This window comes from Streptomyces sp. NPDC017991, from assembly GCF_044328075.1.
GTDB lineage: Bacteria > Actinomycetota > Actinomycetes > Streptomycetales > Streptomycetaceae > Streptomyces.
Map to the genome: position 1 here is coordinate 1 of NZ_JBIRGP010000047.1, position 3,445 is coordinate 3,445.

1 protein-coding gene is annotated in these 3,445 nt (G+C 75.1%); it reads left to right on the forward strand.

Going from position 1 to position 3,445, the window contains the following annotated elements; all coding sequences use genetic code 11:
* Positions 1 to 3,445: SDR family NAD(P)-dependent oxidoreductase (locus ACH4DZ_RS44965; protein WP_398295607.1), on the forward strand; the 3,445-nt coding region annotated here is incomplete at both ends.

Below are 3,445 nucleotides of genomic sequence, written 5' to 3' on the forward strand. Positions count from 1 at the left end.
CGACCCCGTCCTCACCCCCCTCACCCAACACACCACCACCCCCGACAACACACCCCCCACCGCCATCCCCCTCCTCCACCACAACCACCCCGAGACGCATACGTTCAGCACCGCGCTCGCGCGACTGGCCCTGCGCGGGGTGCCGCTGGACACCGCGAAGCTCTTCCCCGACGCCCGGCGGACCGTGCTGCCCACCTACCCCTACCAGCGCCGCCGCTACTGGCTGGACACGCCGGTGCCCACGAGCGACGCCGCGGGCCTAGGTCTCGCGCCTGCCGGCCATCCGCACCTCGGCGGCATGACCGGCCTCGCCGACGGCGACGGACTGCTCCTCACCGGTCGTCTCGCGCCGCACCACCACCCCTGGCTCGGCCAGCACGTCATCGCCGGTTCGACGCTGCTGCCCGGCGCCGCGCTCGTCGAACTGGCCGTCGCCGCCGGCGACCGGGTCGGCACCGGCACGCTGCGCGAACTCGTCCTTGAGGAGCCCCTGTCGCTGCCCGAGGACGGAGTCCGCCTGCAGATCACCGTCGGCCCCCCGGCCGAGGACGGCGCCCGCCCGATCTCGCTGCACTCCTCCCGCACCGAGGACGAGTGGACCCGGCATGCCACCGGCGTGCTGGCCCCGCGCGACCGGTCCGTGCCCGCCGAACAGGACAGTTGGCTCCCGCCGGACGCCCGGTCGCTCCCCGTCGACGGGCTCTACGACCTGCTCGCCGACCGCGGCTACGCCTACGGCGCCGCCTTCCAGGGGCTGACGGCCGCCTGGCAGTCGGGCGACGACCTGTACGCGGAGGTGGCTCTGCCCGAGGCACAGCACCCGGAGGCCGCCGAGTACGGCATCCATCCCGCGCTCCTCGACGCCGCGCTGCACACCCTGCTGCTCGCCGATCCCGGCGAGGACGGCACCCTGCGCCTGCCGTTCGCCTACGACGGTGTGACCCTGCACGCCTCCGGCGCCACCCGGCTTCGGGTCAAGCTCACCCACGTCCCGGCCGGCCGTCTCGCCCTGACGGCAACCGACCCCGCCGGACAGCCGGTGCTGACCGTCGACTCCCTGACCCTGCGGCCGGTGTCCGCCGACCGGATCGCCGCACGGGCGGGCTCCCCGGACGGACTGCTGCGCGTGGAGTGGCAGCCCGTTCCGACCCTGGACGGCCCGCCCGGGTCCGAGCGGTGGGCGGCCCTCGGTACCGCCGTCCCCGGCCTCACCACCGCCGCGTACGCGGACGGGGACGCCCTCGACGCGGCCCTGGACGCGGGCGAGCCGGTTCCCGACGTGCTGGTACTGGCGTACCCGGCGAGCCGGACCGGCGACCCGGCGGCAGTGCGGTCCGCCGTGCGGGAGTTCCTCGCCACGATCCAGCGCTGCCTTGCCGAGGAGCGGCTGGGGGCCACCCGGTATCTGCTCCTCACCCGTCGTGCGGTGAGCGCCGCCCCCGGTGAGGACGTCCACGACCTGCCGATGGCCGCGGTGCGCGGACTGGTACGCACCGCGTCGAGCGAACACCCGGGCCGCTTCGCCCTCCTGGACGTCGACCTGGGTTCCGGCCCGGCGGCCGACCGGGACACCGCCCCGCACGGGCTGCGCGTGGCCGCCGCCACCGCCGTCGCGGATGGGCTCGAACTGGCGCTGCGGGACGGCCGGACGGTGACGCCGCGGCTGACGCGCGGGCGGACCACCGCGGACGGGCCCGCCGCCCTCGACCCGAACGGCACCGTCCTGATCACCGGCGGAACCGGCGGGCTCGGCCGGCACCTCGCCCGTCACCTGGCCGCCCGGCACGGCTGCCGGCATCTGCTGCTGACCAGCCGGCGCGGCCCTGACGCCCCGGGCGCCGCCGAACTCGTGGCCGAACTGGCCGAGTTGGGTGCCGAAGCCACCGTCGAGGCCTGTGACACCGCGGACCGTGACCGGCTCGCCCAGGTGCTGGCCGCCGTGCCGGAGGACCGGCCGCTGACCGCGGTGGTGCACACCGCCGGCGTCCTCGCCGACGCCATGCTGGACAACCTCCGCGCCGAGGACACCGACCGGGTGCTGTCCGCCAAGGCGGACGGCGCCTGGCAGCTGCACGACCTCACCGCCGGAGCGCCGCTCGCCGCCTTCGTGGTCTTCTCCTCCGTCGCCGGGTTGCTGGGCACCCCCGGCCAGGGTGCCTACGCGGCGGCCAACGCCCACCTCGACGCGCTCGCACAGCACCGCCATGCCCATGGCCTGCCCGCCACCTCGCTGGCCTGGGGCATGTGGGACGCCACGGCCGGTGGCATGGCCGCCCGGCTGAGCGCATCGGACACCGCCCGCTGGAGCCGCGCCGGAATCCGACCCCTGTCCATCGAGCGCGGCCTGCGCCTGTTCGACGCGGCGCTGTCCACGGACGAACCCCTGCTCGTGCCCGTCGTGGTGGACCAGGCAGCACTGCGCGCCGCCGGCTCCACGCCGCCCGCACTGCTGCACGCCCTGGCACCCCCCACCCGGCGCCGCGCCGCGGCCGAGGACGGTGGTGCCTCCTGGGCCCAGCAGAAGGCGCGGCTGCCCGAGGCCGAACGGCGCCGTGCGGTGACCGACCTGGTCCGCACCACGGCCGCCGCGGTGCTCGCGCTGCCCGGCGCCGGGAGCGTCGACCTGACGGCCGCGTTCCGTGACCTCGGCATGGACTCGCTGTCGGGCCTCGAACTGCGCAACCGGCTCGGCACACTGACCGGCGTCACCCTGCCCACCACTCTGGTCTTCGACCACCCCAGTCCCCAGGCGCTCGTCGACCACCTGATGGAGCGACTCGCGGCGGCGCCCTCCGTCTCCACGGCCGGGACGACGACGGTGACGGTGAACGCCCCCGGGGAACAGGACGACCCCATCGTGATCGTCGGGATGGCCTGCCGTTATCCGGGCGGCGTCCGGACGCCCGACGATCTGTGGCGGCTGGTCGCCGATGGCGTCGACGCCATCGGCCCGTTCCCCGAGAACCGCGGCTGGCAGGTCGACGACCTGTACGACCCCGACCCGGACCGGCCGGGCAAGTCGTACACCCGGCACGGGGGTTTCCTGTACGACGCCGACCGGTTCGACGCCGAGTTCTTCGGCATCAGTCCGCGCGAGGCCGCCGGCATGGACCCGCAGCAGCGGCTGTTGCTGGAGACCAGCTGGGAGACCATCGAGAGCGCGGGCATCGCGCCGACCGCCCTGCACGGCAGCCGCACCGGAGTGTTCTGCGGTGTGATGTACAGCGACTACGGCTCACAGCTGCGGACGACCCCGGACAGTGTCGAGGCGTACCAGTTCGTCAACACGGCCCCGAGCGTGGTGTCCGGCCGGGTCTCCTACTCGCTCGGTCTGAAGGGGCCCGCCATCTCGGTGGACACCGCGTGCTCCTCGTCGCTGGTGGCGCTGCATCTGGCCGCGCAGGCGCTGCGGTCCGGCGAGGTCGACCTGGCACTGGCCGGCGGC